The sequence below is a fragment of the Lyngbya sp. CCY1209 genome (genome assembly GCF_055795065.1).
The window spans coordinates 1-219 of the sequence record NZ_JAYFER010000468.1 but is presented as its reverse complement, the minus strand read 5'-3'; the positions used below and the strand labels follow the sequence as shown (position 1 = coordinate 219).

General features: G+C 46.1%; 1 protein-coding gene. It reads left to right on the top strand.

Annotation, left to right across the window (positions count from 1 at the left end):
* Nucleotides 1-46: 46 nt before the first annotated feature.
* The coding region (locus tag AC0QHF_RS14900) for a reverse transcriptase N-terminal domain-containing protein (RefSeq protein ID WP_324705014.1) at nt 47-219 on the top strand (173 nt) is incomplete at its 3' end.

Here is a 219-nt window from a genome sequence, read left to right as displayed (position 1 = left end):
AGACGGGTCACGGTTCAGACGTAAGATGGAGACTTGAGTAGCAATAATGGCGAGGTCTAGTCAAACCAAAGGATTCGTTAAATCGAAACCAGCGGTCACTAAGAATGCATGGAGAGCTATCAACTGGGCGAAAGTTCAGCGAATGGTTTTCAAGTTGCAAAAACGTATCTATCAAGCGGCTCAATCGGGACAGGATGCAAAAGCTAGAAGGTTGCAGAG